This window comes from Mycobacterium conspicuum, from assembly GCF_010730195.1.
GTDB classification, from domain to species: domain Bacteria; phylum Actinomycetota; class Actinomycetes; order Mycobacteriales; family Mycobacteriaceae; genus Mycobacterium; species Mycobacterium conspicuum.
This window is the reverse complement of the sequence record NZ_AP022613.1, coordinates 812,319-838,030: the sequence shown is the minus strand read 5'-3', so window position 1 is coordinate 838,030 and position 25,712 is coordinate 812,319. Positions and strand designations below refer to the sequence as shown.

25 protein-coding genes, 1 pseudogene and 1 riboswitch are annotated in these 25,712 nt (G+C 68.0%); of the genes and pseudogenes, 17 read left to right on the top strand and 9 right to left on the bottom strand.

All coding sequences use genetic code 11. The features are described from left to right. Positions 1-21: 21 nt before the first annotated feature. From G6N66_RS03985 to G6N66_RS03975, 3 genes and pseudogenes are all read left to right on the top strand, one after another. A pseudogene (locus G6N66_RS03985) lies at positions 22-654 on the top strand (carboxymuconolactone decarboxylase family protein); the annotation flags it as partial. Positions 655-669: 15 nt separating this feature from the next. Continuing rightward, entirely contained in the window at positions 670-1,434 is a 765-nt protein-coding gene (locus G6N66_RS03980; protein WP_085231543.1) for a helix-turn-helix transcriptional regulator, read from the top strand. Positions 1,435-1,527: 93 nt separating this feature from the next. Beyond that, positions 1,528-2,589 carry an alpha/beta hydrolase gene (locus G6N66_RS03975; RefSeq protein ID WP_085231544.1) on the top strand — a complete coding sequence of 354 codons (1,062 nt, stop codon included), beginning with the start codon at positions 1,528-1,530 and terminating at the stop codon, positions 2,587-2,589. Here the strand turns inward: G6N66_RS03975 and G6N66_RS03970 are convergent. Further along, positions 2,561-3,463 (bottom strand): sigma-70 family RNA polymerase sigma factor, encoded by a 903-nt coding sequence (locus tag G6N66_RS03970; protein ID WP_085231545.1) that lies wholly within the window; start codon positions 3,461-3,463, stop codon positions 2,561-2,563. The genes G6N66_RS03975 and G6N66_RS03970 overlap by 29 nt on opposite strands. Positions 3,464-3,551: 88 nt before the next feature. Here G6N66_RS03970 and G6N66_RS03965 point away from each other — a divergent pair, with 88 nt between their 5' ends. Beyond that, positions 3,552-4,877 (top strand): aspartate aminotransferase family protein, encoded by a 1,326-nt coding sequence (locus G6N66_RS03965; protein ID WP_085231546.1) that lies wholly within the window; start codon positions 3,552-3,554, stop codon positions 4,875-4,877. 2 nt (positions 4,878-4,879) lie between these two features. After that, positions 4,880-5,881: an SMP-30/gluconolactonase/LRE family protein gene (locus G6N66_RS03960; RefSeq protein ID WP_085231547.1), complete on the top strand. Its 1,002-nt coding sequence runs from the start codon at positions 4,880-4,882 to the stop codon at positions 5,879-5,881. On the opposite strand, the gene G6N66_RS03955 is transcribed toward G6N66_RS03960, so the two are convergent. Further along, entirely contained in the window at positions 5,832-6,149 is a 318-nt protein-coding gene (locus G6N66_RS03955; protein ID WP_232079199.1) for a hypothetical protein, read from the bottom strand. The genes G6N66_RS03960 and G6N66_RS03955 overlap by 50 nt on opposite strands. Positions 6,150-6,273: 124 nt before the next feature. Here G6N66_RS03955 and G6N66_RS03950 point away from each other — a divergent pair, with 124 nt between their 5' ends. The 6 genes from G6N66_RS03950 to G6N66_RS03925 all read left to right on the top strand — a co-directional run bounded on the left by G6N66_RS03950 (position 6,274) and on the right by G6N66_RS03925 (position 13,209). After that, on the top strand, positions 6,274-7,497 hold the full coding sequence (locus tag G6N66_RS03950) for a D-alanyl-D-alanine carboxypeptidase family protein (RefSeq protein ID WP_085231548.1): 1,224 nt from the start codon (positions 6,274-6,276) through the stop codon (positions 7,495-7,497). 52 nt (positions 7,498-7,549) lie between these two features. Continuing rightward, on the top strand, positions 7,550-7,858 hold the full coding sequence (locus tag G6N66_RS03945; protein WP_085231549.1) for a hypothetical protein: 309 nt from the start codon (positions 7,550-7,552) through the stop codon (positions 7,856-7,858). Then, positions 7,852-9,213 carry a sugar porter family MFS transporter gene (locus G6N66_RS03940; protein WP_372515620.1) on the top strand — a complete coding sequence of 454 codons (1,362 nt, stop codon included), beginning with the start codon at positions 7,852-7,854 and terminating at the stop codon, positions 9,211-9,213. Before G6N66_RS03945 ends, G6N66_RS03940 begins: the two co-directional genes overlap by 7 nt. Further along, positions 9,204-10,325: an N-acetylglucosamine-6-phosphate deacetylase gene (nagA, locus tag G6N66_RS03935; RefSeq protein WP_085231550.1), complete on the top strand. Its 1,122-nt coding sequence runs from the start codon at positions 9,204-9,206 to the stop codon at positions 10,323-10,325. The genes G6N66_RS03940 and nagA overlap by 10 nt, the downstream gene beginning before the upstream one ends. Before the next feature lie 101 nt (positions 10,326-10,426). Next, entirely contained in the window at positions 10,427-11,722 is a 1,296-nt protein-coding gene (lipY, locus tag G6N66_RS03930; protein ID WP_085231551.1) for a triacylglycerol lipase LipY, read from the top strand. A 119-nt stretch (positions 11,723-11,841) separates the two neighbouring features. Then, positions 11,842-13,209: an HNH endonuclease signature motif containing protein gene (locus G6N66_RS03925; protein ID WP_163645777.1), complete on the top strand. Its 1,368-nt coding sequence runs from the start codon at positions 11,842-11,844 to the stop codon at positions 13,207-13,209. Here G6N66_RS03925 and yhjD read toward each other — a convergent pair whose 3' ends face one another. Further along, the gene (yhjD, locus tag G6N66_RS03920) at positions 13,210-14,235 is read right to left on the bottom strand and encodes an inner membrane protein YhjD (RefSeq protein ID WP_085234205.1); all 1,026 of its coding nucleotides are present in this window, start codon (positions 14,233-14,235) and stop codon (positions 13,210-13,212) included. 6 nt (positions 14,236-14,241) lie between these two features. Then, entirely contained in the window at positions 14,242-15,273 is a 1,032-nt protein-coding gene (gene trpS / locus G6N66_RS03915) for a tryptophan--tRNA ligase (RefSeq protein ID WP_085234204.1), read from the bottom strand. Between the two features lie 129 nt (positions 15,274-15,402). On the opposite strand from trpS, the gene G6N66_RS03910 reads away from it, so the two are divergent. Continuing rightward, positions 15,403-16,209, top strand: a complete 807-nt coding sequence (locus G6N66_RS03910) for an alpha/beta fold hydrolase (protein WP_085234209.1) — start codon at positions 15,403-15,405, stop codon at positions 16,207-16,209. On the opposite strand, the gene G6N66_RS03905 is transcribed toward G6N66_RS03910, so the two are convergent. Next, entirely contained in the window at positions 16,206-17,435 is a 1,230-nt protein-coding gene (locus tag G6N66_RS03905; RefSeq protein ID WP_085234203.1) for an NADP-dependent isocitrate dehydrogenase, read from the bottom strand. The two genes, G6N66_RS03910 and G6N66_RS03905, sit on opposite strands and share 4 nt — an antisense overlap. 119 nt (positions 17,436-17,554) lie before the next feature. Continuing rightward, a riboswitch (SAM riboswitch) is annotated at positions 17,555-17,673 on the top strand. A 41-nt stretch (positions 17,674-17,714) separates the two neighbouring features. On the opposite strand from G6N66_RS03905, the gene G6N66_RS03900 reads away from it, so the two are divergent. Genes G6N66_RS03900 through G6N66_RS03890 form a run of 3 tightly spaced genes read left to right on the top strand, consistent with a single transcriptional unit; the run spans position 17,715 to position 20,959 of the window. Beyond that, positions 17,715-19,070 (top strand): bifunctional o-acetylhomoserine/o-acetylserine sulfhydrylase, encoded by a 1,356-nt coding sequence (locus tag G6N66_RS03900; RefSeq protein ID WP_085234202.1) that lies wholly within the window; start codon positions 17,715-17,717, stop codon positions 19,068-19,070. A gap of 12 nt (positions 19,071-19,082) precedes the next feature. Next, a complete protein-coding gene (metX, locus tag G6N66_RS03895) occupies positions 19,083-20,222 on the top strand; it encodes a homoserine O-acetyltransferase MetX (RefSeq protein WP_085234201.1) in 1,140 nt (379 codons plus the stop codon). Continuing rightward, positions 20,219-20,959, top strand: a complete 741-nt coding sequence (locus G6N66_RS03890) for a class I SAM-dependent methyltransferase (RefSeq protein WP_085234208.1) — start codon at positions 20,219-20,221, stop codon at positions 20,957-20,959. The genes metX and G6N66_RS03890 overlap by 4 nt, the downstream gene beginning before the upstream one ends. A 62-nt stretch (positions 20,960-21,021) precedes the next feature. Here G6N66_RS03890 and G6N66_RS03885 read toward each other — a convergent pair whose 3' ends face one another. Continuing rightward, complete coding sequence (locus G6N66_RS03885; protein ID WP_232079198.1) at positions 21,022-21,696, bottom strand: alpha/beta fold hydrolase; 675 nt, start codon at positions 21,694-21,696, stop codon at positions 21,022-21,024. Between the two features lie 107 nt (positions 21,697-21,803). Between G6N66_RS03885 and G6N66_RS03880 the strand changes: the two genes are divergently transcribed. Further along, positions 21,804-22,538: a class I SAM-dependent methyltransferase gene (locus tag G6N66_RS03880; protein WP_085234200.1), complete on the top strand. Its 735-nt coding sequence runs from the start codon at positions 21,804-21,806 to the stop codon at positions 22,536-22,538. Here the strand turns inward: G6N66_RS03880 and G6N66_RS03875 are convergent. Next, positions 22,535-23,968 (bottom strand): FAD-dependent oxidoreductase, encoded by a 1,434-nt coding sequence (locus tag G6N66_RS03875; RefSeq protein WP_232079197.1) that lies wholly within the window; start codon positions 23,966-23,968, stop codon positions 22,535-22,537. The genes G6N66_RS03880 and G6N66_RS03875 overlap by 4 nt on opposite strands. A gap of 168 nt (positions 23,969-24,136) precedes the next feature. Between G6N66_RS03875 and G6N66_RS03870 the strand changes: the two genes are divergently transcribed. Further along, complete coding sequence (locus G6N66_RS03870) at positions 24,137-24,580, top strand: DUF732 domain-containing protein (protein ID WP_085234198.1); 444 nt, start codon at positions 24,137-24,139, stop codon at positions 24,578-24,580. Here G6N66_RS03870 and G6N66_RS03865 read toward each other — a convergent pair. Both G6N66_RS03865 and G6N66_RS03860 read right to left on the bottom strand, forming a co-directional pair. Then, entirely contained in the window at positions 24,577-24,867 is a 291-nt protein-coding gene (locus G6N66_RS03865) for a DUF3017 domain-containing protein (protein ID WP_085234197.1), read from the bottom strand. The genes G6N66_RS03870 and G6N66_RS03865 overlap by 4 nt on opposite strands. Beyond that, positions 24,864-25,709 carry a bifunctional methylenetetrahydrofolate dehydrogenase/methenyltetrahydrofolate cyclohydrolase gene (locus G6N66_RS03860; protein WP_085234196.1) on the bottom strand — a complete coding sequence of 282 codons (846 nt, stop codon included), beginning with the start codon at positions 25,707-25,709 and terminating at the stop codon, positions 24,864-24,866. Before G6N66_RS03860 ends, G6N66_RS03865 begins: the two co-directional genes overlap by 4 nt. Positions 25,710-25,712: the final 3 nt, after the last annotated feature.

Below are 25,712 nucleotides of genomic sequence, written 5' to 3'. Positions count from 1 at the left end.
ATTATCCGCACGACGACGCCGTCACACTGCGCCGAGCTGCGTCGTCTATGGGGCATGACCACCAAAACCCGTATCGAACCCCTACCCCCGAAACGCGCCGGGCTGATGACGCGCGCCATGTACCGGGTCGCCAAGCGGCGCTATGGCCAAGTGCCCGAACCGTTCGCGGTCGTCGCCCATCACCGCGCTCTGCTGATCGCCAGCGCGGTGCACGAGACCATGGTTGAGCGCGCCTCGCGCGCACTGCCGGCCAGCGTGCGTGAGCTGGCGGTGCTGTGGACCGCGCGCCAGATCGGCTGTTCGTGGTGTGTCGACTTCGGATCCATGCTGCAGCGCCTCGACGGCCTCGACGTGGAGCGGCTCACAGAGATCGACAACTACGCCACCTCACCGGCGTTCACCGACGACGAACGCGCCGCCATCGCCTACGCCGACGCGATGACCACCGACCCGCACACCGTCACCGACGAGCAGGTCGCCGACCTGCGGGCCCGGTTCGGCGATGCCGGGGTGATCGAGCTGACCTACCAGATCGGGTTGGAGAACATGCGGGCGCGGATGAACTCGGCGCTGGGCATCACCGAGCAGGGCTTCAATTCCGGTGACGCGTGCCGGGTTCCGTGGGCCAGCGATGCGTCGCCGGCTCCCCGCTAGCGCGACGGTGCCGACATGCGGGTATGGGACCTTGGACCGGGTCGGCTGTTGGTCGCCGGCGCGTTCGCCGACCTAGCGCTTCACCACCACCCCGCGGTTCAGATCACGCTGGCCGGACAGGCGCCGCTCACCCTCACCCGCGCCGACGGCGTGCACGACGAATGCCGACTCGTCGTTATCGGTAGCGGTGTACGCCATGCCGTTCGATCCGATCCGACATCAACCGCCCTGACGCTCTATATCGGCCCTCATGCGCCGCAGGGGGTCGCCCTGAACACACTGTGCCGCAACCACTGTCGGGATACCGGCATCTGGATCGCCGATGACGCAAAGGAACTGGCCGATGCGACGGCCGCAACCCTGGCCACCGACGGCCCACAAGCCGCGGCCGAGTTTCTTGTCGACCAGCTCTGCGGTTCCCATGACAGCCGACCCGATAGGCCGGCATCGGTTCACCCCCAACTGCGCCACGCGATTGACGTCGTGTCGAGCCAGGTGCCGCACCCGGTCGACGTGGCCTCGGTCGCGAGGATCGTTGCGCTGTCGCCGGATTATCTTGGGCGACTGTGCAAACGGCAGACCGGTGTTTCGTTCTCGGCCACCATCCGGTGGGCGCGCCTGGTGACCGCCGTCAACCATTTGGCCGACGGCCGTTCGGTGACCGATGCCGCTCACCTGGCCGGGTTCGCCGACGGCTCGCACGCCAACCGGGTGTGCTGGGAGATGGCGGGGGCGGCTCCGATCGACTTCGCGCGATCGGTTCGAGACTTACGGATCTGACGGTTTCGTTCAAGTAGGCCGGTCGCGGTTGGTCCACGCTGAGGAGATCAGCGTCTGCACAAGACAAACCGACGAAGCGAACGGAGAATTCTCATGACAGCACCGCTAGGCGTGCGAACCAAAGCCGCGGTGGTCCGCTCCCTCTTTGCGTTGCCCGCACCGGTACGCCGGCTGTTGGCGGGGCCGCCGATGCGGATCGACGGGCAGGAACTCGCGCGGGACGCACAATTGGCAATCCGCGTCAAAAACCTTTCGGGCGCTACGGATTCGGGCGCGACTATCGAAAACGCGCGGGCACAGTATGAGAGACTCGCGCTGATCATCGGGTACGAATCGCCCGCTCCCATTGCGGCGCGAGAAGTGCTGATCACCGCCGACCACGGTGACATCCCCGCCACCCTGTACACCACCGCCGATCTGCCGGAGCCGTCGGGGCTGCTGGTGTATTACCACGGGGGCGGATTCACGATGGGATCGCGCGCAAGCCACGACCCGGTCGCCCGCTTCCTGGCCTACCACGCAGGGGTGCGGGTGCTGTCGGTTGAGTACCGACGCGCCCCCGAACACCGGTTCCCCGCCGCCGTCGAGGACGCCATCACCGCGTTCGGACACGCGCATCGCCACGCCGCGGACCTGGGCGCGGACCCCGATCGCATCGCGGTCGGCGGCGACAGCGCGGGTGGCAATCTCGCGGCGGTGACCGCGCAACAGGCGGCGCAACGCTGCGGTGCGGTTCCGGCGTTTCAGTTGCTGATGTATCCACCGACCGACATCGGTACTCGCCGGCCCTCGCGTGAGCTGTTCGGCCAGGGCTCCACTATCACCGAACAGGACCTCGATCAGGTGCTGGCCAATTACCTGCCGCCGGGGACGGACCTGCGCGATCCCCGGCTGTCGCCGTTGCACGGCAAGGTGGGCGACCTGGCGCCGGCGTACATCGCCACCGCCGGTTTCGACCCCCTCCGCGACGACGGCCAGGCATATGCGGACACCCTGCGATCCGCCGGAGTCCCGGTTGTGTTGGGCCACCAGCCCGACCTGCCCCATGGCTACCTCAACCTCGTCGGCCTCGGCGGCCGGTTCGCCGAAGCCGCCGCCGAGGCCGCCGCGGCCCTGCGAGCGGGCCTCAAGACTGCCGCAGCGGGGACCCGGTGAACTTGTCCGGGTTGGCGATATCCCAGATGGCGCAGACCTTTCCGTCGCGCACCGTCATGGCGGTGATCCGCGGCGACATATCGCGATGCCCGTCGGTACCGGCGAAACCTGTTGAGTAAGCACCGAGTTCGCCGTTGATGAATGCCAGCTGATTCCGGGTGAAGAACGCCGGGCCGTAGCGGCGGGCCAGGCCGAACATGAACCGGGCCACCTTGTCGGCCCCGTGGATAACGTTAATTGCCGTGGACGCCTTGCCATTTGCGTCACCGGTCAGCGTCACGTCGGGATGCAGCAACGCCACCACGGCCTCCAGGTCGCCTTCGGCCATGGCGGCCATCAGCCTGCCGACCACCTCGTTGTGGCGGGGATCCGGTTTCGGTGCCGGCTCGGCGGAGACGGCCTTGCGGGCCCGCGATGCAAGCTGACGGGCGGCCGCCTCGCTGGTGCCCAGCACGTCCGCCACTTCGGCGAAGGGCATCGCGAACCCGTCGTGCAACACAAACGCGACCCGTTGGTCCGGGCTGAGCCGCTCCAACACCACCATCGCCGCGAATCGGGCATCCTCGGCGGCCACCACGGCGGAAAGCGGATCATCCTCCCCGAACGACGTGACGACCGGTTCGGGCAGCCAATTGCCGGTGTAAGCCTCCCGCCGGTGCGCCGCCGAGCGCAACCGGTCCAGGCCGAGGCGGCTGACGACGGTGGTCAGCCAGGCCCGCAGGTCGACGATGGCGGCGCGCTCCTGCGCGTCCCAGCGCAGCCACGCCTCCTGGACGATGTCCTCGGCGTCGGCCACGGTCCCGGTCACCCGGTAGGCGACCGCCATCAGATGCGGCCGCAGGGCCTCGAATTCGCTGACCTGGGTGGAGGTCATGCGGCCAGCCTAGCGGTACTCCCGCGAACGTAACCCCACTGCGATTTTCGGCTCGATCTTTCGCAGGGGCGTTACGCTCGCGGACACCATGACTAGAAATCTGTGGCTGCATTTCGCCCGCCAAGGCCCGGGGTTCAGCCCGCCCGTCATCGTTCGCGGCGAGGGCGTCACCATTTACGACGACCGCGGCAAGAGCTACCTGGACGGGTTGTCGGGGTTGTTCACGGTGCAGGTCGGTCACGGCCGCGCCGAGCTCGCCGCCGCGGCCGCCCGGCAGGCCGAAACGCTGGCGTTCTTCCCGCTCTGGGGGTACGCCACCCCGACGGCGGTCGAACTCTCCGAGCGCCTGGCCCGCTACGCACCCGGCGACCTGAATCGGGTGTTCTTCACCACCGGCGGCACCGAGGCCGTCGAAACCGCGTGGAAGGTGTCCAAGCAGTACTTCAAGCTGATCGGCAAACCCGGTAAGCACAAGGTGATTTCGCGCGCGGTCGCCTACCACGGCACCACTCAGGGCGCGCTGGCGATCACCGGCCTGCCGAAGTACAAGGCGCCGTTCGAGCCGGTGACGCCCGGCGGCTTCCGGGTGCCGAACACGAACTTCTACCGCGCGCCCGAACCGTTCCACAACGACCCGAAGGCCTTCGGCCGGTGGGCCGCCGACCGCATCGCCGAGGCGATCGAATTCGAGGGCCCCGACACCGTCGCCGCGGTGTTCTTGGAACCGGTGCAGAACGCCGGCGGGTCCATCCCGCCGCCGCCGGGCTACTTCGAACGAGTCCGCGAGATCTGCGACGAATACGACGTGCTGCTGGTGTCTGACGAGGTGATCTGCGCGTTCGGCCGCATCGGGTCGATGTTCGCCTGCGACGACTTCGGCTACGTGCCCGACATGATCACCTGCGCCAAGGGCCTGACGTCGGGGTACTCGCCGCTGGGCGCGATGATCGCCAGCGACCGGCTGTTCGACGCGTTCCACGACAGCGACACCATGTTCCCGCACGGCTACACCTTCGGCGGTCACCCGGTGTCGACGGCCGTCGCGCTGGCGAACCTGGACATCTTCGAGCGTGAGGGCCTCAACGACCGCGTGCGCCAACAGTCGCCGGCGCTGCGCGCCACCCTGGAGAAGCTGTACGACCTGCCCATCGTCGGCGACGTCCGCGGCGAGGGGTATTTCTTCGGCATCGAACTGGTCAAGGACCAGGCGACCAAACAGACCTTCACCGACGAGGAACGCCGCGCGCTGCTGGGCCGGGTGTCGTCGGGCCTGTTGGAGGCCGGGTTGTATTGCCGCACCGACGATCGCGGCGATTCCGTCATCCAGCTGGCCCCGCCGCTGATCAGCGGTCAGGCCGAGTTCGACGCCATCGAATCGATGGTGCGCGCGGTGCTGAGCCGAGAGAGGGTCTAGCCATGCCGAAGCCACGCATCAACCCGGTCCGGTGGCAGCCGCCGCCGGTCGACCCGCTGCCGCACCTGCCGGCCCCGGCGATCACCGTGGTCCCGGTCCCCGGCAACGGGCCCGAGGACGTCGTCGTCGACGCGGCCGGCCGGCTGTGGACGGGCCTGGAGGACGGGCGCATCGTGCGGCTGCCGGCCGACGGCGGCGAGCCCACCGTGGTGGCCGACACCGGCGGGCGCCCGCTGGGTCTGCACGTCGCCCGCGACGGCCGGGTGCTGGTCTGCGACAGCCATCGCGGCCTGCTGGCGCTGGACCCGGCCAGCGGCGCCCTGGACGTCCTCGTCGAATCGGTCGGCGGAAGACGGCTCAAGTTCTGCTCGAACGTCACCGAAACAGCCGACGGCACAATCTATTTCACCGAATCAACGAGCGACTTTCATTTCGAGCACTACACCGCCCCGATCGTCGAGGCCCGCGCAACCGGCGGCCTGTACCGGCTCGGCACGGACGGCACCGTCACCACGCTGGCCGACGGGCTGTACTTCGCCAACGGGGTGACGCCGACCGCCGACGGGTCGGCGCTGGTGTTCGCCGAGACGCAGGCACGCCGGCTGTCGAAGTTCTGGTTGACCGGGCCGCGGGCCGGATCGGTGACGCCGTTGGCGGTGCACCTGCCCGGAATGCCCGACAACCTGTCCACCGGCGCCGACGGCCGCATCTGGGCCGCGCTGGTCGCCGAGGCGAACCCGGCGCTGGAATCCCTGTTCCCGCGCGCCCCGATCATCCGCAAGGTGGTGTGGCGCCTGCCCGAACGGCTGCAACCGAAGATCAAGCCGGAAATCTGGGCGGTCGCGTTCGATCCCGACAGCGGCGCGGCCGTCGCGGGCCTGCGCACCACGCATCCCGACTTCGGCTCGGCCACCGGTCTCGTCGAGGCGGCCGGCAGGCTGTGGCTGGGCACGATCAGCTTCCCGGCGGTCGCTTCCGTCGACCTGGCAGCCACCTCGCTGTAAAGCGGCGACCGGGCTCGGCGTGCTCGGTCGCCGCGAGTCGCCGTTTGACCGCGTCGCTCGCCACCAGCAGGTCGCCGTTGTGCCCCGGGCCCGGATTGCGCAGGAACCGCGCGACCACCTCGCACAGCCGGTCGAGCGCCGCTCGCAGATCCGGATCGGACGCCGCGTCGCGGTGCTGCGTCAGCTCGGCCAGCACCCCGTCGAGTCCCGGGCGCCGCACCTGGGTCGCCTTCTCCACCTGCTTGAGCAAGCCCTTGACCGATCGCACGGTTGTACTCTGCCCGACTTTGCCGCGCGGGGCGCGTCGGGGCGACTTTGCGACAACATCCGCCTCAGCAGTCACAGCGCGGCTCCGCGCAATCGGGTGCCCGATCGCCTAATCTGCACAGACAATGAGCTTCCTACGTTCGGCATCATGCCTGTTCGCGGCCGCTTTCTTGGCGCTCGGGCCCGGTTTGGCCGCCGCCCGGGCCGAGCCAAGCCCCGGGCCCAACGCGGGCCCACCGAGTTGCCCGTACCGGGAGGCCACGCCGAAGGCGGTGGACTCCTCCGAGGTGCCGACGGCCGGGGACCCGCCGCTGCCGCTGCCGGTGCCGGCCAAGCCGGTCGGCGGGGAGGCGCTGAGTGGCTGCGACGTCATCACCGCGCCCAACACGGCGCCGCCGCCGGGCGATGTCTCCGCCGAGGCCTGGCTGGTGGCGGACCTGGACAGCGGCGCGGTCATCGCCGCGCGCGACCCGCATGGCCGGCACCGCCCCGCCAGCGTCATCAAGGTGCTGGTCGCGATGGCGTCAATCAACGCGCTGCCGCTCAACAAGTCCGTCGTCGGGACCGCCGACGACGCGGCCGCCGAGGGCACCAAGGTCGGCGTCGACGACGGCGGCACGTACACCGTCAATCAGCTGCTGCACGGCCTGCTGATGCACTCCGGCAACGACGCCGCGCACGCGTTGGCCATGCAACTCGGCGGCATCGAGCAAGCGCTGGAGAAGATCAACGTGCTCGCCGCCAAACTGGGCGGGAAGGACACCAGGGCGGCGACGCCGTCGGGACTGGACGGGCCCGGCATGAGCACCTCGGCCTACGACATCGGCCTGTTCTACCGATACGCGTGGCGCAACCCCACCTTCGCCGACATCGTCGCGACCCGCACCTTCGACTTCCCCGGCCACGGCGACCACCCCGGCTATGAGCTGGAAAACGACAACAAGCTGCTCTACAACTATCCCGGCGCGCTGGGCGGCAAGACCGGCTACACCGACGACGCCGGCCAGACCTTCGTCGGCGCCGCCAACCACAACGGGCGACGGCTGATGGCGGTGTTGCTGCATGGCACCCGGCAGCCGATCGCGCCCTGGGAGCAGGCCGCACACCTGCTGGACTACGGCTTCGGCACCCCGCAGGGCACCCAGGTCGGGACGCTGATCGAGCCCGATCCGTCGTTGCTGCCCAAGCCGACGGATCCCGCGGCCCGGCAGGTCAACGTCGACGCCGCGGGCCTGATGTCGTCGGCCGAGGCGCTGCCGGTGCGGGTGGGCGTGGCGGTGGCCGGCACGATCATCGTGTTCGCGTTGATCATGGTCGCGCGCTCGATGAACCGCCGGCCGCAAAACTGAGAAACTTTTCTATTCGTTGACCGGCTCGCGCTGCCTGTGACAGCGTATCGACGTGACCGAAGCCCTGTACGAGGATGCCGGCCTGGTGCTCGACGAGGACGGCATCACCATCCGGCGCTACTACTTCCTGCTTTCCACACCAAAGCGCGTCGCCTACAACAAGATTCGCGGCATCAGGGCCAAGCCGGTGGGCTGGGCGTCGTTCACCCGGCGCATGTCGCGTTACCGGCTGCCGCGGGATGTGCAGCGCGCGACCAAACAGACCCTGCTGATCCTCGAGCTGGGCCGCTGGTTCAAGCCGTGCATAACTCCCGAGGATCCCGCGAAGGTGATCGCGCTGCTGAAGACCCGGGTCTGCTGAGCGCTGAGGTGCGTCGGAGACTGTCGGTCGGCCTCCCGGCGCTGATCGCGGCCAGTATCGGGCTGCTCTATGGTTACGACCTCTCGTGCATCGCCGGGGCGCTGCTGTTCATCACCGACCAATTCGGTCTGACGACATCCCAGCAAGAGCTGTTGACGACGATGGCGGTGCTCGGCCAGATCGGCGGGGCGCTCGTCGGCGGCAGGCTCGCCGATGCGATGGGGCGAAAAAGGTCGACGGTGCTGATTGCCGTGTGCTTTGCGCTGTTCGCGTTGCTCGACGCGCTCTCGGTCTCGATGCCGATGCTGCTGACGGCCCGGCTGTTGATCGGGGTGACCATCGGGGTGTCGGTGGTCGTGATCCCGGTGTACGTCGCCGAACTGGCACCGGCCGCGTTGCGCGGCGCGTTAGGAACCGCCTATCAACTCGCCATCGTCGGCGGGATCATCCTCGGCTACCTGGCCGCCTACCTGCTCGCCGACACGCACAGCTGGCGCTGGATCTTCGGGCTGGCCGCCATCCTCGCGGCGCTGCTGTTGCCGTTGTTGATGCGGCTTCCGGAGACCGCGCGCTGGTATGTGCTCAAGGGCCGGGTCGCCGACGCCCGCCGGGCCCTGCTGCGCGTGTCGTCCGAGGCCGGCGTCGAACCGGAGCTGGCCGAGATCACCGGCGCCCTCGACGCGGCCAAAGGCCCCGCCACGAGCGGGCTGTCGGAGATGCTGCGGCGGCCGTATCTGCGGGCGACGGTTTTCGTGATCACGCTCGGCGTGCTCTCGCAGATCTCGGGCATCAACGCGATCATCTACTACAGCCCGCGGTTGTTCGAAACCATGGGCTTCCAAGGCAATTTCGCGAAGCTGGGGGTGCCGGCACTGCTGCAGATAGGCGCCGTGGTGGCCGTGTGCGCCGCGATATTCCTTGTCGACCGGGTGGGCCGGCGCCCAGTCCTGTTGTGCGGCATCGCCATGATGGTCGTCGCCGACGCGCTGCTGATGGGCGCTTACGCGGGCAGGTTCGCCGTGATGTACGGGGTCGTCGGCGTGTTGGTGTTCCTCGTCGGCTTCAATTTCGGCTTCGGCTCACTGGTTTGGGTGTACGCCGGAGAGGCCTTCCCCACTCGCCTGCGGTCGACCGGGTCGAGCACGATGCTGACGTTCACCCTGACCGCCAACGCGATCATCGCCGCCAGTTTCCTGACGATGACGCATTCACTCGGCGGCGCAGGAACTTTCGCCGTGTTCGGGTGTGTCGCCGTCGCCGCCTTGGTGCTCGTCTACCGGTATGCGCCGGAGACCAAGGGCCGCCAGCTCGAGCAGATCCGGCACTTCTGGGAGAACGGCGGCCGATGGCCGTAGTCAGCGCGGGGACCGTGGTTTTATCCGGACAGGTGTGCCGGCCGGGCTGGCTGGAGATTTCTGGCCGGCGGATCGCCAACTGCGGGGCCGGTGAGCCGCCCGCGCCCGTCGACGCCGCCTTCCCCGATTCCGTTGTGGTGCCAGGGTTTATCGACATGCATGTGCATGGCGGTGGCGGTGCCTCCTACACGTCGGCCGACGGTATCGCGGCCGCTGCGGGGTTCCACCGGCGCCACGGCACCACCACCACGCTGGCCAGCCTGGTCACCGCCGGACCCTCGGAACTGATTGCCGGCGTGCGGGCGTTGGCCGAGGCGACCCGCCATGGCGTCGTCGCGGGCATCCATCTGGAGGGGCCGTGGCTTAGCCCGGGACGTTGTGGCGCACATGACCCTTCGCTTATGCGCGATCCCGACCCGGCCGAGATCGACGCGTTACTAGCCTTGGGCGACGGCACCATTCGGATGGTCACGCTGGCACCCGAACGGCCTGGCAGCGAGTGGGCGATCCGGCGCTTCCTCGACGCGGGAGTCGTTGTCGCCGTGGGACATACCGACGCGACGTACGAACATGCTTGCCGCGCCCTCGATATGGGCGCGACCGTCGGCACGCATCTGTTCAACGCGATGCCGCCGCTGCATCATCGCGACCCCGGGCCCGCGCTGGCGCTGCTGCAAGACCAGCGGGTGACCGTCGAGCTGATCGCCGACGGCGTGCACGTGCATCCCGCGGTGGTGCGCGCGGTGATCGAGGGCGCCGGTCCCGAGCGGGTCGCTTTGGTCACCGATGCGATCGCCGCGGCCGGTTGCGACGATGGAGCGTTTCGGCTCGGCACGGTCGCGATCGACGTCGCGTCCGGCGTGGCGCGGGTGCGTGGAACGTCGACGATCGCCGGCAGCACCGCCACCATGGATGCGCTCTTTCGTCAGGTGGCCGCGCCCGGTTTGGATGCGGCGCTGGCCGCCGCGGTGCGGATGACGTCGGCCACGCCGGCGCGCGCCCTCGGGCTTTCTGCTGTGGGTGAGCTGCGGGCCGGCTACGACGCCAATTTCGTTGTGCTGGACCGTGAACTTCGGGTGACGGCAGTCATGGCCGGCGGCGAGTGGGTCTAAGGCCTCCGCCCCGTCGCTCGAGCGGCTATGCCGAATAGCCACCACCCGGAAGCACGCCGCGATAGGATTCAGCGTCTTTGCGTGACGGCGGGAGGTTTCCCATGTCATATGTCATCGCGGCGCCGGAGTTCATGACGGCGGCGGCAACGGATCTGGCGAATGTCGCCTCGTCGCTCAACGAGGCCACCGCGGCGGCGGCGCCCTCGACCACTGGGGTGGCGGTCGCGGCTGCGGATGAGGTGTCCGCTGCCGTCGCGACGTTGTTCTCCCGGCACGCCGAGGCGTTTCAAGCGGTCAGCGCGCGGGCGGCGGCGTTCCATGCCCAGTTCGTGCGGGCTTTGAACACCGCTGGGGACGCCTATATGGCCGCCGAGGTGGCGAATTCCCAGGCGGCCAACAACCTCGTCACCAATATCTTCGGATCGCCGCCCACCGCATTCCCGGCAACACAGGGAGCGATCTTCACCGGCACACCGTCATTATCGGCCAAGGTTCAAAGCGGTTTCCTGTTTGCGCTGCAAGGTCTCGCGCGCTACCTCCCGCCCAGCCTCACCACTCAACTGAGCCGTCTCACCGGCGCAGTTTTTTCGCTGGAGTTCAGCAACACCCCGCCCAAGCTCTTAACGATGTTGCTGGGGGAAACGGTCCAGCACACCACATTTGACGGGATGCCCGTCCTGCAGATCACGCCAGCTCACCCGTCCGGCCACTACGTAGTGGCCCTGCCCGGCGGCGATTACTCCCTCGAGCCGTCATTCTTCAACTGGCTCGATTACACGCTGATGGCAAACCAGACCGGCGCGACCATCGAGGTGCCGTTCTACCCGTTGGTGCCACAAGGAGGTACCGCCGAGGTGGTCGTACCCGAAATTGCCAGCTTCATCTCCATGCAAATCGCTCAGCACGGTGCCCCCAACGTCAGCGTGACCGGCGACTCCTCGGGCGGCAACCTCGCACTAGCGACCGTCGAATACATGGTGGCCAACAACGAAACCGTACCGGGGTCAATGGTTCTGGTATCTCCATGGCTCGATGTGACTAATAGCAATCCCAACATCGCGCTCACCCACGATCCCCTGGTCAATTCGCCGTTGATTAGTGGGCTGATTGGGGGGAATCAACCAAACGTCCCCTCGGAATGGGCAGGCAACCTTCCCGAGACGGACTATCTGGTGAGTCCGCTGTACGGGTCACTGAAGGGACTGCCGCCAACCTATGTCTACGACGGATCCCTGGATTCGGTGACACCCGACGGGATCGTGCTGCAGCAGGAAGCCGTAGCGCAGGGCGCTCCCATTAGCTTCATATTCGCCAGCGGCCAAGTCCACGACTGGGTTTACCTCACCCCAGACGGTTTCGAGTTGCTTCCGCAGATCTACCGGGAGCTCGGTCTTTAGGCATCGCGGCGGCGAATGCATTAGACGTTGGGCAGCGATAGTTGGTTCCATTTATTTTTCTTTAATTCCATTGCGCCGCTTGGGATTTTCTTGTCGGTGGGTGTTCGTAGAATTCGGGCATGGGTTGCAGCAGCCGCGAGGAGATCGTCGAGGTTCTCGACGCGCTCGATGGTGTGCTGGACCGGTTGTGCGCGTTGAGCTTCGACGCACTGACCACCCCGGAACGGTTGCGCATCCTGCAGCGCCTGGAACGCGGCATGCGCCGCCAACGCACACCCCAGCACGCGCTGATCAACCAACTCGACGCCCAAGCCCGCCCCGAAGAGCTCGGCGGCACACTGTGCGGCGCGCTGGCCGACCGGCTGCGCATCACCAAACCCGAAGCCAGCCGCCGCGTCGCCGAAGCCGAAGACCTCGGACAGCGGCGCGCGCTGACCGGAGAACCGTTGGCGCCGCTGCTCACCCACACCGCCGCCGCCCAACACGACGGCCTCATCGGCGACGCCCACGTGCGCGTCATCCGTGACTTCTTCGCCCACCTACCCGCCGTCGTCGATGTGGGCACCCGCGCCGCCGTCGAACTCGTCCTGGCCGACAAAGCCACCGAGTACCGCCCCGACCAACTCCGCGAACAAGCCCGCCAACTCATGGACTGGCTACACCCCGACGGCGACTATTCCGACGAGGAACGCGCCCGCAAACGCGGCATCATCCTGGGCAAGCCCGACTACGACAAAATGTCGCGCATCAGCGGGCTGATCACCCCCGAGCTACGCGCCTTCCTCGAGCCCGTGCTCGCCAAACTCGCCGCCCCCGGCACCTGCAACCCCGACGACGACACCCCCGTCGTCGACGAGCAACCCGACGACGACGCGGTACGCCGCGATCACCGCTCCAGCGCCCAACGCAACCACGACGCCCTACTGGCCGGCCTGCGCGCCCTGATCGCCTCCGGCGAACTCGGCCAGCACAACGGGCTGCCGGTATCGATCATCGTGACCACCACCCTCAAAGAGCTCGAAGCCGGCGCCGGCCAGGCCCGCACCGGCGGCGGCAGCTTGGTACCGATGTCCGATGTCATCGGCTGGGCCGCCCAGGCGCACCACTACCTGGCCATCTTCGATGGCACCAAGCCCTTAGCACTGCACCACGGGAAACGCTTCGCCTCCCCCGCGCAGCGGATCATGCTGTGCGCCAAAGACCGCGGCTGCACCCGCCCCGGCTGCGACGCGCCGGCCTACCACAGCCAAGCCCACCACGTCAGCGGCTGGACCAACACCCACCGCACCGACATCGAAGACCTCACCCTAGCCTGCGGACCCGACAACCGACTCGCCGAGAAAGGCTGGACCACCCGCAAAAACGCTCACGGCGACACCGAATGGATCCCACCCCCACACCTCGACTACGGCCAACCCCGCACCAACACCTACCACCACCCCGAAAAACTGCTTCGCGATGAAGACGACGACGACGAACCCGGGTGACTATCGACGCCGGTGAGTCAGCCGCGAGAAGGTCAGCGCCCCAACGGCTCCCACGGCCATCGCGGTCAGCGCCTGACGCAGGCTCAAGCCCTCGTCCACCACGCGGGGGGAAATGACCGCTGGCGCAGGGGGTTCGACGGGGATGGCCTTCGGATCTTGCGATGCGGTGGCGGCCCAGGCGGCGGAGAACAGCAGCAGATAGGCGGTGATATTGGCGAACACCATTAAACCCAATACCGGACCGAACGTGGCGCCCGCCGGGCTGCCCAGCACCTTCTGCAGATAGATCGATCCGACCTGCTTGAACAGTTCGAAGCCAACCGCCGCGATCAGGCCCGCCCGCATCGACGCGACCAGGCTGACCGACTTTCGCGGCAGCCTGGCGATCATCCAGGTGAACAGCAGCCACGACACCAGCAGCGACACGAAAATCGAAGCGACCTGAAAGATCACGCCGAACACCGAATAGTTCGGTATATGAAGCCATCTCAGCACGGCGGCCATCGGGCGGGCATGACCCAGCGCGCTCAGGGCGAGCGTGGCCAGCAGCACCAGGAACGTCCCCAGAATCGCCAACGAGTCGGACAGCTTGCCACGCACGTAGCCTTTCGAGTCGACGGGCTGATCCCACCACATCTCGGTCAACGCGGCCCGCAGGTGAGACATCCAGCCAAGCCCCGCCCAGGCCGCGGTCGTCAGGCCGATGACACCGATCGACGTCCGCGCCCGGATCGCCGAGTCGATCAACTCGATCAGCTGTTGCCCGAACTGGCTCGGCACCTCTGCCCGGATGTGGCCGTCGATCTCGTTCAGCAGCTCGGGCCGGCGCGACAACGCGAACCCGACCACCGCGAAACCGACCATCAGCAAAGGGAATAACGCGAAAATCGTGTAATAGGTCAGACCGGCGGCGAAGAACCCGCCGTTGCGATCGTCGAAGCGCCGGTAGGCGCGGATGATGTGGTCGAGCCACCCGAATCGAGCCCGCAGCCGATCAAGGATCCCCGGTTTGGCCGGTTCGCTCATTGGTCATCACTCCCGGTGCGGAAGGAACCCGAGCCGATCGTAGACCCGCTGAACGGTTTTGCTGGCCACCTCGTGGGCGCGCCGCGCGCCGGCCGCGAGCACGGCCTCCAATTCGGTTTCCTCAGCCATCAATTCGTCGACCCGGGCCTTGATCGGGCTGACGAACTCGACGACGGCCTCGGCGGTGTCCTTCTTCAGGTCGCCGTACCCGCGCCCGGCGTAGCCGTCGACCAGGCTGTCGACAGCTACCCCGGTGACCGCCGACTGAATGGTCAGCAGGTTCGACACGCCCGCCTTGGCCTCGGGGTCGTAGCGGATCTCCCGTTCGCTGTCGGTCACGGCGGAGCGAATCTTCTTGGCGGACAAGGCCGGATCGTCGAGCAGGTTGATCAACCCGGCATCGGTGGCCGCCGATTTGCTCATTTTCGAGGTCGGATCGGCGAGGTCGTAGATCTTGGCGGTGGCCTTGGGGATGAGCACATCGGGAACCACGAACGTGTCCGGGAAGCGGCTGTTGAACCGCTGCGCGACGTCGCGCGCCAGCTCCAGATGCTGGCGCTGGTCCTCACCGACCGGCACCAGGTTGGTGTCGTAGGCCAGCACGTCGGCGGCCTGCAGCACCGGGTAGGTGAACAAGCCGACCGTGGTGGAGTCGCTGCCCTGGCGTACCGACTTGTCCTTGAACTGCGTCATCCGCGAGGCCTGCCCGAACCCAGTGAAGCAACCCAGCACCCACGCCAACTGGGTGTGCGCCGGCACGTGGCTTTGCACGAAGACGGTGGAGCGCGCCGGATCGATCCCCAGCGCCAGGTATTGCGCGGCGGTGACCAGCGTCCGGTGTCGCAGCGCAGCGGGGTCCTGCGCGACGGTGATGGCGTGCAGGTCGACCACGCAGAAGAACGCGTCCCAGTCATCCCCCGCCTCGTCCTGCAGCCCGACCCACCGCGCGACGGCGCCCAACGCGTTGCCGAGGTGAAGCGAATCGGAGGTGGGCTGCACGCCGGAGAAAATCCGGCCGGATCCGGTAGCGGTGCTCATGATGCCCCGATCTTGTCATGCGGGCCGTCCAGCACCGTTCGGCATGTGGTTTCGGTACCGGCGGTACCGGGTAATGTCCGGGGCATGACGACGCGCGCCCCGATCCACCTCGGCTCGGGAGAGCCGGTGCTGATGCTGCACGGATTCCTGATGTCGCAGACCGTATGGGACCCGGTGGCGCCACTGCTCGCGGACACGGGCCGCTACGAGGTCTTCGCCCCCACCATGGCCGGTCACAACGGCGGGCCGTATGCGGGCACCTGGCTGCTGAGCTCGTCGGTGCTGGCCGACCACGTCGAGCGACAGCTCGACGAACTCGGCTGGGACAGCGCGCACCTGGTGGGCAACTCGCTGGGCGGCTGGGTGGCGTTCGAGCTCGAGCGGCGCGGGCGGGCGCGCAGCGTGACCGGCATCGGCGCCGCCGGCGGGTGGACCCGGTGGAGCCCCGTCAAGTTCGAGGTGATCAGCAAGTTCGTCGCGGGCATGCCGCTGCTGGCGCTGGCCCGGCTGCTCGGCCCGCGGGTACTTTCGCTGCCGCTCAGCAGGCGGCTGGCGACATTGCCGCTGACGGCCACGCCGGACGGCATCAGCGAGCGCCAATTGTGCGGCGTCGTGGACGACGCCGCGCACTGTCCGGCCTACCTGCAGCTGCTGGCCAAGTCGGTGCTCGATCCCGGCCTGCTGCAGTTGGCGGACACCGCCGTGCCGGTCCAGCTCGTGCTGTGCGAAAAGGACCGTGTGGTCCCCGCGAGCCGGTTCAACCGGCACTTCACCAAGTTCCTGCCACCGGGCACCAAGACCGTCCGGCTGGACGGCGTCGGGCACGTCCCGATGTTCGAGGCGCCCGAGCGGGTCGCCGCCGTCATCTCCGACTTCATCGAGGAGTGCGGCACGCGGCGCGAGGCCGCCAAGCGCGCGGAGCCACCGGCCAGTTAGCTCGCCAGCGCCTGCTGCAAATTCTCGGCGATCGAGTTGAGGAACTCCTCGGTCTGCTGCCACTGCTGGTCCGGGCCGATGAGCAACGCCAGGTCCTTGGTCATCTTCCCGCTCTCCACCGTCCGGATGACGACCTCTTCGAGCGTCTTCGCGAACTCGATCACCTCGCCGGTGCCGTCCAGCTTGCCGCGGTGCTGCAGCCCGCGCGTCCAGGCGAAGATCGAGGCGATCGGGTTGGTGGAGGTCGGCTTGCCGGCCTGGTACTGCCGGTAGTGCCGGGTGACGGTGCCGTGCGCGGCCTCGGCCTCGACGGTCTTGCCGTCGGCCGTCATCAGCACCGACGTCATCAGGCCCAGTGAGCCGTAGCCCTGCGCGACGGTGTCGGACTGCACGTCGCCGTCGTAGTTCTTGCAGGCCCACACGTAACCGCCCTCCCACTTGAGGCAGGCGGCGACCATGTCGTCGATCAGCCGGTGCTCGTACGTCAGCCCCTCGGCCTCGAACTGCTCCTTGAATTCCTCGTCGTAGATCCGCTGGAACTCGTCCTTGAACATGCCGTCGTACGCCTTGAGGATGGTGTTCTTGGTGGACAGGTACACCGGCCATCTGGCGTTGAGGCCGTAGGCGAACGACGCGCGCGCGAAATCGCGGATCGAGTCCTTGAAGTTGTACATCCCCATCACGACGCCGCCGTCTTCGGGGATGGCCACCATTTCGTGCACGATCGGCGCGCTGCCGTCGGCGGGGGTGAAAGTTATTGAGACGCTGCCCGGCCCGTCGACCTTGAAGTTGGTCGCCCGGTATTGATCACCAAAAGCGTGACGGCCGATGACGATTGGCTTGGTCCAGCCCGGAACCAGCCGCGGCACGTTGGATATCACGATCGGCTCGCGGAAAATGGTGCCACCCAGAATGTTTCGGATAGTTCCGTTGGGTGACAGCCACATCTTCTTGAGGTTGAATTCGGCGACCCGGGCCTCGTCGGGCGTGATCGTCGCGCACTTGACGCCCACACCGTGCTTCTTGATGGCGTACGCCGCGTCGATGGTCACCTGGTCGTCGGTGCGGTCGCGATGCTCGATGCCCAGGTCGTAGTAGTCCAGGTGGATGTCGAGATACGGCAGGATCAGCATGTCCTTGATCAGTTTCCAGATGACCCGCGTCATCTCGTCCCCGTCCAGCTCTACGACCGGGCCCTTGACTTTGATCTTGGGTTGGTGGGACATCGAGAGTCCTTCAGCTTCGGCGAGCGGCTACTCGTCGGGCCAACACTACTAGCAGGTCAAACGGCCCGGCAGCGGTCCTCGTTGACATCGAGTCGGGGAAATGAGATAAGCTTTCGATCGGTCATGAGTGCCAGCGTCAAGCCCCGGCTTGCTGGCCGGCAACCCTCCAACCGCGGTGGGGTGCCCCGGGTGATGACCCGGTTGAGTAGCCACCTCGGCTACGCGGCAAGCGCGGGTCCTCCGAGATGGACCCCTGAGTAGACAGGGATAGTTCCGTTCATGACCGCTGACAACTCGGCAAGCAGCACCGAGACCGATCCGACCGCGCATTGGTCCTTTGAGACCAAGCAGATTCACGCCGGCCAGAGCGCCGATGCGGCCACCCACGCGCGTGCGCTGCCGATCTACCAGACCACCTCCTACACCTTCGACGACACCGCGCATGCGGCCGCGCTGTTCGGGCTCGAGGTGCCGGGCAACATCTACACCCGGATCGGCAACCCGACCACCGATGTCGTCGAGCAACGCATCGCCGCGCTCGAAGGGGGCGTGGCGGCGCTGTTCCTGTCCTCCGGGCAGGCCGCGGAGACGTTCGCGATCCTGAACCTGGCCGGCGCGGGTGATCACGTGGTGTCCAGCCCACGGCTCTACGGCGGCACCTATAACCTGTTCCACTACTCGCTGGCCAAGCTCGGCATCGAGGTCAGCTTCGTCGAAGATCCCGACGACCTGGATTCCTGGCAGGCGGCGGTGCGACCGAACACCAAGGCGTTCTTCGGCGAGACCATTTCCAACCCGCAGATCGACATCCTGGACACCCCCGGGGTTTCCGGGGTGGCCCACGCCAACGGTGTCCCGCTGATCGTCGACAACACGATCGCCACGCCGTACCTGATCCAGCCGTTCACCCAGGGCGCCGACATCGTCGTGCACTCGGCGACGAAATACCTCGGCGGGCACGGCTCCGCGATCGCCGGGGTCATCGTCGACGGCGGCACCTTCGACTGGACGCAGGGCCGCTTCCCCGGGTTCACCACCCCCGACCCGAGCTACCACGGCGTGGTGTTCGCCGAACTGGGACCGCCGGCGTTCGCGCTCAAGGCCCGCGTGCAGTTGTTGCGCGACTTGGGTTCTGCGGCATCCCCGTTCAACGCCTTCCTGGTGGCGCAGGGCCTCGAGACGCTGAGCCTGCGCATGGAGCGGCACGTGTCCAACGCGCAACGAGTTGCCGAGTTCTTGGCCGGCCGCGACGACGTGGTGTCGGTGAACTACGCCGGACTGCCCGGTTCACCCTGGCACGAGCGGGCAAAGCGGCTGGCGCCCAAGGGAACCGGAGCCGTGCTGGCCTTCGAGCTGGCCGGCGGCATCGAGGCGGGCAAGGCGTTCGTCAACGCGCTCAAGCTGCACAGCCACGTCGCCAACATCGGCGATGTGCGCTCGCTGGTCATCCACCCGGCCTCGACCACCCACGCTCAGCTCAGCCCGACCGAGCAGCTGGCCACCGGTGTCAGCCCGGGGCTGGTGCGGCTGGCCGTCGGCATCGAGGGCATCGACGACATCCTCGCCGACCTGGAGCTCGGCTTCGCCGCGGCCCGCAAATTCAGCGGCGAGTCACAGACGGTGGCTTCGTTCTGAGGGGGGTTTGACATGACGATCTTCGACGTGCCGACGCAGACGCTGCCCGCCGAGGGCGAGGTCGGGCTGGTCCACATCGGTTCGCTGACCACCGAAAGCGGTGCGGAGATCGACGACGTCTGCATCGCCATCCAGCGCTGGGGCAAGCTGTCGCCGGCGCGGGACAACGTGGTGGTGGTGCTGCACGCGCTGACCGGGGATTCGCACATCACCGGTCCGGCCGGGCCCGGGCACCCCACGCCGGGCTGGTGGGACGGCGTGGCCGGCCCCGGTGCGCCGATCGACACCGACCGCTGGTGCGCGGTGGCCACCAACGTGTTGGGCGGGTGCCGCGGATCCACCGGCCCCAGCTCGCTGGCCCGTGACGGAAAGCCTTGGGGTTCAAGGTTTCCGCTGATATCGGTGCGGGATCAGGTGGAGGCGGACGTCGCCGCGCTGGCGGCGCTGGGCATCACCGAGGTCGCGGCCGTGGTCGGCGGATCGATGGGTGGCGCCCGGGCTTTGGAGTGGATCGTCAGCTACCCGGACCGGGTCCGCGCGGCGCTGCTGCTGGCGGTCGGCGCGCGCGCCACCGCCGACCAGATCGGCACCCAGGCCACCCAGATCGCCGCCATCAAGGCCGACCCGAACTGGCAAGGCGGCGACTATTACGACACCGGCCGCAGCCCGGATGCCGGGCTGAAGATCGCCCGCCGCTTCGCGCATCTGACCTACCGCGGCGAGGTGGAGCTCGACACCCGCTTCGGCAACGACGGCCAGGGCGACGAGGACCCGGTGACCGGCGGCCGCTACGCGGTGCAGAGCTACCTCGAGCACCAGGGCGACAAGCTGGTGGACCGCTTCGACGCCGGCACCTACGTGACCCTGACCGAGACGCTGAGCAGCCACGACGTCGGCCGTGGCCGCGGCGGGGTCGAAGCGGCGCTGCGCGGGTGCCCGGTGCCGGTGGTGGTCGGCGGCATCACCTCCGACCGGCTCTACCCGCTGCGCCTGCAGGAGGAGCTGGCCGAGCTGTTGCCGGGCTGCGCCGGGCTCCAGGTTGTCGACTCCCTGTGTGGACACGACGGGTTCCTGGTGGAATCCGACGCGGTCGGCGAATTGATCCGGCAGACACTGGAATTGGCCGACAACAAGGGCGCGTGTACACGGTGACCCGCTCGAGGCACGACCGCTCCCTATCCTTTGGTTCTGCGGCGGCTGCCTACGAGCGCGGGCGCCCGTCGTATCCGCCGGAGGCGATCGACTGGCTGCTGCCCCCCGGCGCCCGCAGGGTCCTGGACCTGGGCGCCGGCACCGGCAAGCTGACGACCAGGCTGGTCGAGCGCGGCCTGGACGTGGTGGCGGTCGACCCGATTCCCGACATGCTGGAAGTGTTGCGCGCCTCGCTGCCGGACACGCCCGCGCTGGAGGGCACCGCGGAAGAGATTCCGTTGGAGGACAACAGCGTTGACGCTGTGCTGGTCGCCCAGGCCTGGCACTGGGTCGACCCCCAGCGCGCCGTGCCCGAGGTGGCCCGGGTGCTGCGGCCGGGCGGCCGGTTGGGCCTGGTGTGGAACACCCGCGACGAACGGCTCGGCTGGGTACGCGAGCTGGGCAAGATCATCGGTAGCGATGGCGACGGTCGCCGCTTCAACGTGACACTGCCCGAGCCCTTCACCGAGGTGGTGCGCCATCAGGTCGAGTGGACGAATTACCTTACCCCGCAAGCCTTGATCGACCTGGTGTCGTCGCGCAGCTATTGCATCACCTCGCCGGCCGAGGTGCGCACCCGCACCCTCGACCAGGTGCGCGAGCTACTGGCCAGCCATCCGGCGCTGGCGAATTCGGCCGGTTTGGCGCTGCCCTACATCACCGTGTGCATCCGCGCGACGCTGGGCGGGACTGCTTAGCTAGCTGTACAGCCGACACCGGTCCACCAATATTTCGGCGAGCCGTTCCGGCTCGCTCACCATCAGCATGTGGCAGGTCTCGATCTCGACGAGCGTCTGCACTCCCCCCAGTGCGGCAATGTTTTTGCGTTGCAGCTTGGGCGTGATGGCGCGATCGCGCAGGGTGAGAATCCAGGTGGTGGAATGTCGTCAGGCATGCCGCGCCAAGACATCTTCTCCGTGAGCAGGCGGAGCGATTCCGGGTAGAGCTTGCCGGTCATGAATCGGCGACGCTGCGCGGGGACTCCATTCAGATATCCGAATCGAGCCAGCCATCGAGGTGTTTCGCTCGGCACGCCCCTCAACACGAAGCGCCGGGCCGTCGCCGCAAGCAGCCAGGGCAACCCGTCAACGATCGATGCGCCTTCGGGTGGAAGGAAGGAGGCAGCGAAGATCATTTCGCGCACCCGCTGTGCGCCGAGTTTGGTGGCGACCCCGGGCAGCGTCATGCCCCCCATCGAATGACCGACCAGGACGATGTCCTGCAACCCGGCACCCTCGATGCCGCCCACCACCGAGCCGACAAAGTCGGCGTAAGTCAGCTCCCTCAGGTCCCCCGGCTTGTCTCGCCGCCCGGGCAGGTCGAGGGCCAGCACGGTCAACTCCGGTGCCCGACGGTGGATTTCCTCGACGGCGAGGTCCCACGAATCGGCGGCCAGTCCGCCCCCGTGCACTAGAACCAAAGCAGGCAGTGCCACGGTGAGCCTCCTTCAGCGACGTGGGCCCAGGCGGATCCTAAGGCGCGCGACAGACCCCGTGGTAAGTTCCCGGACTGTCATACCTGCTCGTGGTGCGGAGGCTCACGATGGTCACACGGCGATGGAACGAGTCGGACGAGGCCAAAGCCAGCTACGTCAGGGACCTGTTCTCGGCCCTGGCGAAGCGCTACAACGTGATGACCGATTTGTGGACGCTCGGGCTGCACCGCCTGTGGAAGCGCCAGGCCATGGCGCAACTCGCCCTGAAGCCCGGCGAACACGTTTTGGACGTCGCCACCGGGACGGGTGACCTGGCGTTGGCGGAGGCCGCGGCCGTCGGGCCGGAGGGCCAGGTCGTGGGCGTCGACTCCTGCGTGCCGATGCTCGAAGTCGCCCGGCGACGCGAGCATGGCGGCGCCGGCTTCCAGGTCGATTTCCAAGAGGGCGACGCGATGCGCCTGCACTTCCCGGATGCGACGTTCGACGTCGTCACGATCGGCTTCGGGCTGCGCAACGTCGCCGACCGCGGCCAGGCGCTGCGCGAGTTCCGCCGCGTGCTGCGGCCGGGAGGGCGGTTGATGGTGCTCGACTTCAGCACCCCGACCTCCAAGGGGCTCAAAGCCCTGCACAATTTCCTCTACTTCGGGGTGATGCCGAAGGTGGGCCGGGCCGTGGCCTGGCATCGCGACGCCCACCACTACACCGCCGACTCGATCCGCACCTGGTTGACGCGCGACCAGTTGAAGGCGGCGATGACGGAGGCGGGATTCGTTGATGCCCACTACGTCTCGCTGAGCACCGGGTTCGCCACGATCCATTTCGGTTCGCGCGCGGCCAGTTAAAAATCCAGCCCCGAGAACATCACCTTGTTCGGGTCGTACTTCTGCCGCACGGACGTCAACCGCGACAGGTTCGGACCGAAGTACCGGGCCGCCGGGGTGCCGGGCTCCAGGTAATTGACGTAGCCGCCGACCGAATACGGTTGCACCGCTTGGTGTGCGGCGCTGACCCACTCGGTGGCGGTCGAGGTTGGACCGGACGTCTCGACGTACCACTGCGCGACGGCGGACTGCGTGCGCCACGGAAAGGCCGTCGCCGCGGATTCCACGTCGCCGACGGCGCCGCCCAGCGCGTCGACGATCACCGACGCGCCTCCCGCCCCCGACTGCCATTTGCCCATCGCGGCCACAATGGCTTGGGCCGCAGCGGAATTCAGTGTGCCGATGACATCGGAGCCGGCCACGAAGCCGCGCGGTGCACTCGTCGGGCTGCCCCCGGCCAGATACATCACCAGATCCATGCGGCTGAACTTCTTGTTCTCAATTGCGCTGGGCGCCAAGCCAACTGCCGCCTTGATCGCCTCGGCGACGGCTGGGCCGGAGCCCGCCGGACAGGTCGCCAGGATGTGGCAGTCGCTTTGGTCCGCGCTGACCGAGAGATCGGCCAGACCCCAGGTGTTCCGGTCGGCCGCGCTCAGCCACGACTGCCAGCCGGCCAGCACCTGGGCCGCCGCCGACGGGGCGAACGTGATACGGACGACGTCGCTGTCGGCGGTCGGGAAGGTGGCGAACGTCATCGACGTCGTCACGCCAAAGTTGCCGCCCCCGCCGCCGCGCAGCGCCCAGAACAGATCGGGGTGGTCGTTGGCCGACGCGGTGACCACCTCGCCGCTGGGCAGCACCACGGTCGCCGACTGCAGCGCGTCGCAGGAGAGCCCCGCGTGGCGGACGTCGGCGCCCAGCCCGCCGCCGAGCGTCAAGCCCGCGATGCCCACGGTCGGGCAGCTGCCGGCGGGAATCGCCCGGCCGGCTTTGGCCAACGCCTGATGGATGGCATACAGCCCGGTCGCCGCCGGCACGGTGACGTGCCCGCTGGCTGCGTCGAAGCTCACCCCGCCGGGCAGCCCGCGCAGGTCGAGCACCATGGATCCGGGCGCGGTCGAGGCGCCGATGTAGGAGTGCCCGCCGCCGCGCGGGGCGATTTTGAGGTTGTTGGCCGCCGCGAACGCGACCGCCTTCTGCACGTCCTGCTGCGAGGTCACGACGACGACGGCCGCCGGCGACGAGCCGTCGTAGCGGGAGTTGAAGACCCGTTTGCCCGCGGTGAAGGCCGACCCGTCGGAGGGCAACAGGACGCGGCCCCCGATCGTGGACGCCAAGCCGGCCCACCCGCCGGCCGGGTCCGCCGCCGCGCGCACGGCGCCCCACGCGCCCGAACCCGCCAACGCCGCGACGGCACCGCGAAGAAACGTCTGGCGCGAAAAGGTGGTCATGCGGCGCGATTTTCCGCCATTAACCGACATCCCGGGCGCGCGACGCGCACGAAACGCATAGTGCGCAAACCTTTATCCCGCCGTGTTGTGAATGTGACTGTTGTCGATCAGAGTTCCTTGAGTGATCCGAGTGCCCACAGCGCACTCCTAGACAGAGGGGGGCCTGTAATGAAAGCACTCGCAGCGACGCACCGGTGGATCTGGCTTTTCCGGCATCAACCGCTGACCATTCGCCTGCTGGCCGCGACGGCCGCACTGCTCACGGTGGCCGCGGCGTTCGCGGCGCCGGCCGAGGCGAACCAGGTCGACGACGACTTCGTCGCCGCCCTGAACAAAGCCGGCGTGCACTACGGCGATCCGGCCAACGCCGTCGCGTTGGGCCAATCCGTGTGCCCGATGCTGGCCAAACCCGGCGCGAAGTTCGCCGAGGCGGTGGCAAAGGTGGAGGGTGGCGGCATCTCGGCGGGAATGGCCGGCATGTTCGCGCAGATCGCGATCCAGATGTACTGCCCCCAGATGATGGCGCAAGTCGCCCACGGCGAGATCCCCTCGATGCCGGGCATGCCGGGCATGCCGGGCGTGCCGGGCGTGCCGGGCATGCCGGGGATCTAGCCGGTCCCCAACGGGTCGATGGTCCAGGCGATGTAAACCATCGCCGCCGCAACGGTGCTGGTCGTCAAGAAGTCGACGCCCTTGCTGCGCACCACCAACAGGCCGGCGCGCTCCTCGGACAACACCAGCCGCAGCATCGCCGCCACCGCGACGCCGACACCGATCAGCAACGAGCCGCGACGCCAGAAGTTGGCGCCCACCAGGGCCAGCGCGGTCGCGAAGATCAGGCCGACCACCACGATCGGCCATTGGGCCTGAACCCGGGCCGCGGCGGCCCGCCCGCTCATTGCTGTTCGGCCCGCTCTACGACGTTGGTCAGCAGGAACGCCCGGGTCAGCGGGCCGACGCCGCCGGGATTCGGCGACACGTACCCGGCCACCTCCCACACATCCGGGTGCACGTCGCCGGTGAGCTTGCCGTCCACCCGGCTTACCCCCACGTCGACGACCGCGGCGCCGGGACGCACCATGTCGGCGGTCAGCAGGTGCGGCACCCCCACCCCGGCCACGATGATGTCCGCCTGCCTGGTCAGCGCGGCCAGGTCACGAGTTCCGGTGTGGCACAACGTAACCGTGGCGTTTTCCGAGCGCCGCGTCAGCAGCAGGCCCAACGGGCGACCCACCGTCACCCCGCGTCCGATGACCACCACGTGCGCGCCGGCGATCTCGACGCCGTAGCGCCGCAGCAGGTGCACGATGCCGCGCGGGGTGCACGGCAGCGGCGCCGGCTCGTTGAGCACCAGCCGGCCCAGGTTGGTCGGGTGCAACCCGTCGGCGTCCTTGTCCGGGTCGACGCGCTGCAGCGCTGCGTTCTCGTCGAGATGCTTGGGCAGCGGCAACTGCACGATGTAGCCGGTGCATTCGGGGTTGGCGTTGAGCTCGTCGATGGTCTCGTTGAGCTTGGCCGTGGAGATGTCGGCCGGCAGGTCGCGGCGCAGCGAGGTGATCCCCACCTTCGCGCAGTCGGCGTGCTTGCCCCGCACGTACGCCTGCGAACCGGGGTCGTCGCCGACCAGGATGGTGCCCAGCCCCGGCGTGCGGCCCGACTCGGTCAGGGCGGCCACGCGTTGCGTCAGGTCGACGAAGATTTCGTCGCGGGTGGCCTTGCCGTCCAGTGTCTGTGCGCCCACGGC